This is a genomic window from Pseudoxanthomonas sp. 134C1 (assembly GCF_057773065.1).
Map to the genome: position 1 here is coordinate 182,169 of NZ_JBYMTH010000010.1, position 6,303 is coordinate 188,471.

At 67.2% G+C, this 6,303-nt stretch carries 6 protein-coding genes and 1 pseudogene; 6 read left to right on the top strand and 1 reads right to left on the bottom strand.

Going from position 1 to position 6,303, the window contains the following annotated elements; translation table 11 throughout:
• Positions 1-34 precede the first annotated feature (34 nt).
• Positions 35-2,122 carry a TonB-dependent copper receptor gene (locus tag AC3DEZ_RS17170; protein ID WP_488389318.1) on the bottom strand — a complete coding sequence of 696 codons (2,088 nt, stop codon included), beginning with the start codon at positions 2,120-2,122 and terminating at the stop codon, positions 35-37.
• A 225-nt stretch (positions 2,123-2,347) separates the two neighbouring features.
• Here AC3DEZ_RS17170 and nirK point away from each other — a divergent pair, with 225 nt between their 5' ends.
• The 6 genes and pseudogenes from nirK to AC3DEZ_RS17200 all read left to right on the top strand — a co-directional run.
• Positions 2,348-3,406, top strand: coding sequence for a copper-containing nitrite reductase (nirK, locus tag AC3DEZ_RS17175; protein WP_488389319.1), 1,059 nt, complete (start codon positions 2,348-2,350; stop codon positions 3,404-3,406).
• Positions 3,407-3,429: 23 nt separating this feature from the next.
• The gene (locus tag AC3DEZ_RS17180; protein ID WP_488389320.1) at positions 3,430-4,191 is read left to right on the top strand and encodes a formylglycine-generating enzyme family protein; all 762 of its coding nucleotides are present in this window, start codon (positions 3,430-3,432) and stop codon (positions 4,189-4,191) included.
• Entirely contained in the window at positions 4,188-4,778 is a 591-nt protein-coding gene (locus AC3DEZ_RS17185; protein ID WP_488389321.1) for an SCO family protein, read from the top strand. Before AC3DEZ_RS17180 ends, AC3DEZ_RS17185 begins: the two co-directional genes overlap by 4 nt.
• Before the next feature lie 29 nt (positions 4,779-4,807).
• The gene (azu, locus tag AC3DEZ_RS17190) at positions 4,808-5,266 is read left to right on the top strand and encodes an azurin (protein ID WP_488389322.1); all 459 of its coding nucleotides are present in this window, start codon (positions 4,808-4,810) and stop codon (positions 5,264-5,266) included.
• Positions 5,267-5,362: 96 nt separating this feature from the next.
• Positions 5,363-5,602, top strand: coding sequence for a hypothetical protein (locus AC3DEZ_RS17195; protein WP_488389323.1), 240 nt, complete (start codon positions 5,363-5,365; stop codon positions 5,600-5,602).
• Between the two features lie 306 nt (positions 5,603-5,908).
• Positions 5,909-6,303: pseudogene (locus tag AC3DEZ_RS17200) on the top strand (ankyrin repeat domain-containing protein); the annotation flags it as partial.

Sequence of the window (6,303 nt, forward strand, 5' to 3'; positions counted from 1 at the left end):
CCCTTGTTTTTCGTGGACGTGGTCGTGGCCACGCTCAGTAGGTGAGGTTGAGCTTCAGCCAGGCGGTGCGGCCGGGTTCGTTGATGCGCACCGGATCGGCCGGATAGCCGAAGGCGCTGTTGCCGCCCAGGTTGAGGTGTTCGCTGTAGGCGCGGTCGAACAGGTTGTCGATGCCGGCGGTCAGTTGCAGGCGATCGCTGAAGCGATAGCCACCGTTGACCGAGAACACCGCGAAGCCGGCACTGGGACCGAGATCGCGCCCGACCACGTTGCCCTGCCCGGTGCTGACCCGGTGCTGGGAGTCGACCAGGCGCAGCAACGCGCCCCAGGACCAGCGCTCGTGTTCGCGGCTGGCCGACAGCCGCGCTTCCAGCGGCGTCATCTGCGGCAATGGCTTGCCGCTGGCGCGGTCCTTGCCCCAGGCATAGGCCAGCGAGCCGCCGAGTTTCCAGCCCGCGCCGGGACGCCATTCCACGCCGGCCTCGCCGCCGCGGATGTCGGCGTCGATGTTGCGCGCGCGGGTGGTGGCTCCCATGCCCATCATCCCGGGCAGGTAGTCGAACAGGATGTAGTCCTGCATGCGTCCGGCGTACACCGACACCCAGGCATCAACCCGCTCGCCGCGATATTGCAGGCCCAGATCCAGTTGGGTGGTGCGTTCGGGCTGGATGCCGGCGAACGCGTTGGCCGCGCCGGCCGGACCGCGCTTGGGCGAGAACAGCTCCCAGTAGTCGGGCATGCGCTGGGTATGGCCGAGGCCGGCGTACAGCCCCACGTGTCCGGACATGTCGTATTCGTAGCGCACGAACGCGCTCGGCAGGGTTTCGCTGCGTTCCCGCCCGGCGGTCGGGTTGGGCATCGGCATCATTCCGCCGGTGGTGCGGCGCAAGTCGTCCACCCGTGCGCGGTCCACCCGCAGGCCGCTCATCACGTGATGCTTGTCGGTCAGGTGCCAGTGCGATTCCGCGAAGGCGCCGAACGTGCGGAAACGCGCGTCCACCGTCCACGGCTGCAGCCGGTACGTGCCGCGTCCCATGCCGCTGCGCTGGCGATGACGGCTGTCGCGCAGGTCCACGCCGGCGGTGATTTCCCAGTCGTCGCGCTGCCAGGTCGCGGCGACCCGGCCACCCCAGGTGCGATGGCCGACATTGCTCGCCATCGGCATGGGCATGCTGCTGGCCGGATCCGGGCGCCGCAGCGTGTAGTTGTCCATCACGTGGTCGACGTCGTTGAGGTAGAGATTGGCCTTGACCGCATCCAGCACACCGCCGATGTCGCTCTTCTCGAAGCGCAGCCCCAGGGTGTCGCGGCGGAAACGCGAACCGTCCATGCCGCGTCCCGCGTAACGGGCCTGCGCGTCGCCGGTGCCCGCGCTCAGTTCCAGCACGGTGTTCTCGTCCGGTGTCCAGCCCAGGGCGACGTCGGTGTTCCACTTGCGCCATGCGGACGGCACTTCGTCGCCGTTGCCATCCTGGTAGTCATCGGCTTCCGAGCGGTTGCCACCCAACCGCAGGTAGCCGGTGCGGTTGCCGGCGGTGGCGTCCACCACCTGGTCGTTGCGGTTGCGGCTGCCGGCCAACGCGCTGGCGTTTACGCGCACGCCGGGACGGTCGAAGTACGGAATCTCGCGTTCGAAGCGCACCGTGCCCGCCGACGCGCCACCGCCCCACAGAACCGTCTGCGGTCCCTTGATGACGATCAGGCGGTCATAGGTTTCCGGCGCGATGTAGGACATGGCGTTGTCCATGCGCGAAGGGCATGCGCCGCTCAACGCGCCGTCGTTGGTCATCAGGTTCAGACGCGATCCGAACATGCCGCGCAACACCGGATCGCCGTTGGTGCCGCCGCTGCGCAATGTCGCGAAACCGGGAATCGTCTTCAGGTAGTCCGCGCCGTCGCTGGCCGGCACCGGTTGGCGCGGCAGTTTCGGATCGGTGACGAAGGTGGTCGCCATCGCGGGCGCCACGCCGACCACCACCACGCCATCGAGTTCGGTCGGTGAAGCGGGTCCCGCGTCATGCACATGCTGGCCGGCATCGTTGGGTGGCGCCTCGGCGGCGAACACCAGCGATGCCGGTGCGAGCGCGAGGGACAGGGCGACGGCAAGACAATCTCTACGCATGACACGACTCTCCGTATTGGTCGACGCCATTGTCTGGAGCCGCTCCAATGTTGGGATGCGTCAGGTTGTCGCAGGCAGAGGCGATCTTGATCCATGTCAAGCCGGGTGAACTTGCCGGTGTTTTTCCCCGAATCGGGGGCTGCGATTGATGCAAATCAAGGCGACCACGAAGGTCGGACAACTAACGTTCCCCCATCGGCCAAAGGCCATGACAAGGAACGCGCCATGAAGCGCAAGAGCAATCCCCTGCTTTACTACGCCCTCGCCTGCGCGATGGGCGCGACCCTCGCCGGCAACGCCTTCGCGGCCGACAACGGCGCGCTCCAGGGCGAGCCCATCAAGGCCGTCCTGACCGCGCCGCCGATGGTGCCGCCGCCGATCACGCGCAGCGCGCCGGCCAAGGTCATCGTGGATCTGGAAGTGGTCGAGAAGGAGATGAAGATCTCCGACGGCGTGACCTACAACTTCTGGACCTTCGGCGGTTCGGTCCCGGGCAGCTTCATCCGCGTGCGCCAGGGCGACACGGTGGAGTTCCATCTGAAGAACCACCACAGCTCGCACATGCCGCACAACATCGACCTGCATGCCGTGACCGGCACGGGCGGTGGCGCCGAGGCGACGTTCACCCTGCCGGGCCATGAAACGCAGTTCACCTTCAAGGCGCTCAATCCGGGCCTGTACGTCTACCACTGCGCGATGCCGCCGGTCGGCATGCACATCGCCAACGGCATGTACGGCCTGATCCTGGTCGAGCCGCCGGAAGGCCTGCCGAAGGTGGACAAGGAGTTCTACGTGATGCAGGGCGATTTCTACACCGAAGGCAAGTACGGCGAGCCGGGCCTGCAGCCCTTCAGTCTGGAAAAGGCCATCGACGAGCACCCGACCTACGTGGTGTTCAACGGCGCCGAGGGTTCGCTGACGGGTGACAACGCGTTGCAGGCCAAGGCGGGTGAAACCATCCGCATGTTCGTTGGCAACGGTGGCCCCAACCTGGTGTCCAGCTTCCACGTCATCGGCGAGATCTTCGACAAGGTCTACACCGAAGGCGGCAGCAAGTACCAGGAGAACGTGCAGACCACGCTGGTACCGGCGGGCGGCGCGACCATCGTCGAGTTCAAGGCCGACGTACCGGGCAACTTCGTGCTGGTCGACCACAGCATCTTCCGCACCTTCCACAAGGGCTCGCTGGGCATCCTGAAGGTCGATGGTGAAGCCAAGCACGACATCTACACCGGCCAGCAGTCCAGCAAGGAATACCCGCAGGGCGAACCCGCGGGCAAGTGAGCGAAGCCTCAGTGAGGATGTCCATGTACCGGAGACTGCCCGCCTTGTTGCTTGCCTGCCTCGTCGCACCGGCGATGGCGGGTGGTCCCGGCTACGTGGACGTGCCGGGCGGAAGTTTCCGCTCGGCCATCCGCTACGAGGAAAGCGGCGACGCGCGTGCCGTCGCCGCCTTCGCCCTGATGGAACGCGCGGTCAGCAACGCCGACTTCGCCCGCTTCGTCGCGCAGCAGCCGCAATGGCGAAGGGACCGGGTGCCGGCGTTGTTCGCCGGTCCCGGTTACCTCGGCCACTGGGCCGAAGCCACCGGCCCGGGCGCGGCGGCCGATGCGGGCGCGCCGGTGGTCCAGATCAGCTGGTATGCCGCGGACGCCTACTGCCGCGCCCAGGATGCGCGCCTGCCGACCTTCCTGGAATGGGAATACGCGGCGGCGGCCGATGCCCATCGCCGCGATGCACGCCGCGATCAGGGCTGGCAGGCGCTCCTGCTCAACGACGCCACCGCCCGCGCGCTCGATGCCGGCGACGCGCCGCCCAACGCCTACGGCATCCACGGCCTGCACGGCGTGGCGTGGGAGTGGGTGGACGACTTCGCCACCCTGATGGGCGACAGCGACAAGCGCGGCGCCGACGACGGCGACAAGCTCAAGTACTGCGGCGCGACCGCACTGGCCTTCAACGACCGCCAGCACTACGGGGTGATGAAACGCTTCGCCCTGCTGTCGGCGCTGCAACCCGCCAACACCCTCGGCAATCTCGGATTCCGCTGCGCAAGGAGCCAGCCATGAAGATGCCCCTGTCATTCCTGCTGCTCGGGCTGGCGTTGTTCCAGCCCGGCATTCCCGCCGCCGCGCAGGCACTGCCCGGCGATTCCCTGTACCAACTGGACGCGAAGGTCACCGACCAGGACGGCAACGCCGGCCAATGGCGGGACCTGCGTGGCAAGCCGCGCGTCATGTCGATGTTCTACACCAACTGCCACCTGATGTGCCCGCTCATCATCGAGAACGGCAAGGCGGTCCAGAAGCAGCTGACACCCGCCGAGCGCGCGCGCCTGGAGATGGTGATGATCAGCCTGGATCCCGCCCGCGACACGCCCCAGGCCCTGCGCGAAACCGCCCAGCGCCACCGCGTCCCCACGCAATGGCGGTTCCTGCAACCCGGCGCCAACGATGCCCGCGCGATCGCCAGCGTGCTCGACGTGCGTTACCGCCCGCGCGATGACGGCAGCATCAACCACACCAGCGTGCTGGTGCTGGTCGATGCGGACGGCCGCGTGCTCGCCCGTTCCGAGGTCGCCAGCGCGATGCCGGATCCGGCCTTCGTCGCCGCCGTCCGCACCGCCCTGTCCGCCTCCGCTTCCCCCGTTCACTGAATCCCCGCAACCACACCAAGGAGTTCCCCATGAAAATCGCTTCCGCTTCCCTGCTCGCCCTCGGCCTGCTGGCCGCCACCGGCATGGCCCAGGCCGCCAACAACTGCACCGTCAGCCTGAAGGGCGACGATGCGATGAAGTTCGATCTGAAGACGGCCACGGTCTCGGCCAGTTGCCCGACGATCACCATCGAGCTGACCCACACCGGCAAGATGCCGGCCGCCGCGATGGGCCATAACGTGGTCATCTCCGCCGCCAAGGACATGGACGGCATCGCCCGCGACGCCATCAAGGCCGGCGTGGGCAACCACTACGTGCCCAAGGGCGATGCCCGCGTGCTCGCCGCCACCACCCTGATCGGCGGCGGCCAGAAAACCAGGATCACCCTGCCGGGCAAGAAGCTGACCGCCGGCGGCGACTACAACTTCTTCTGCAGCTTCCCCGGCCACTCCACCTTGATGAAGGGCAAGTTGGTGGTGACGAAGTAATCCACCGGGGACAGGAGCGCCGGGGCCGGTTTTCCGGCGCTCCTGCTTTCACCGCCCCGCCTTCACCGTCGTTTCTCCACTGCCCCCGGTGCCGCCATGGAATACCACATCCCCCTTCCCACGCCTTCGGTCGACCCGATCACCATCGAACGGGTGCTGCAGGAATTCGATCCCGCCGGCCTGGTCGACCTGGACGCCAAGGCCGGCAAGCTGCGCATCTCCACCGTGGTGATGGACATCGAACTCGTCTTCATCATGGAACAGGCCGGACATCCGGTACGACTGACCCAGATCGAACGCATTCCCTCGGTGTGCTGCGGCGGTTGCAGCGGCTGAGGCGCCTTCCGTTTCGGGCGGCATGTTTCCCGTGGCCGGGAACCGGGGCCCCACGCACGCACCGCCCCGGTTTCCGCGATCGGTCCCATCGCCGGCATTCCATCTCCTTCGCCGGTTAGTGGTTTAGGAACAATCCGATTCCTGGCGCCTGATGGCGCCCGCCATGCTCGCGGCCTTCATCCGTCACGCATGGACATCATGAAGGCACGCACGCGCGGATTCACTCCCGTCGGCCGCTCCGCTTGTGGATGGCATGGCCGAACAGGCAACGCGCCCGATCGCCGCGCGCCGCGCTCCATTCGGGTCTTGTCGGGTCTGATCCTGACCTTGCTGCTCAGCGCCTGCTTCCCGCTGCCACCCGCGGCTTCCCAATCGAAATACGACCTGGAACAGTGGTTCCCCGGCGATGCCAGGGCACAGGCCTTGGCCGTGGCCGCCGAGCACGGCGATGCCAAGGAAGTGCGTCGGCTGATGCGCGAGGAGAAGGTCAACCCGGACACCGTGTTCAGCACCGGCGGCACACCGCTGGTGGCCTGGCCCATCGTCACCGAGAACCCCGCGGGCTTGCAGGCGATGCTGGAGAACGGGGCGGACCCGAATGCACGTGTCCCGACGCCCCTGGTCGTGCACTACAACGACGGCAGCGTAGGCACTTACTACAAGAACAACGCGATGGTCTGGGCGGCTCGGGCCGATGACCC

Bases quoted from the DNA above. Each gene is read 5' to 3' on its own strand.
- azu (WP_488389322.1), top strand. From the start codon at position 4,808: ATGAAAATCGCTTCCGCTTCCCTGCTCGCCCTCGGCCTGCTGGCCGCC.
- AC3DEZ_RS17195 (WP_488389323.1), top strand. From the start codon at position 5,363: ATGGAATACCACATCCCCCTTCCCACGCCTTCGGTCGACCCGATCACC.
- AC3DEZ_RS17185 (WP_488389321.1), top strand. From the start codon at position 4,188: ATGAAGATGCCCCTGTCATTCCTGCTGCTCGGGCTGGCGTTGTTCCAG.
- nirK (WP_488389319.1), top strand. From the start codon at position 2,348: ATGAAGCGCAAGAGCAATCCCCTGCTTTACTACGCCCTCGCCTGCGCG.
- AC3DEZ_RS17180 (WP_488389320.1), top strand. From the start codon at position 3,430: ATGTACCGGAGACTGCCCGCCTTGTTGCTTGCCTGCCTCGTCGCACCG.
- AC3DEZ_RS17170 (WP_488389318.1), bottom strand. From the start codon at position 2,122: ATGCGTAGAGATTGTCTTGCCGTCGCCCTGTCCCTCGCGCTCGCACCG.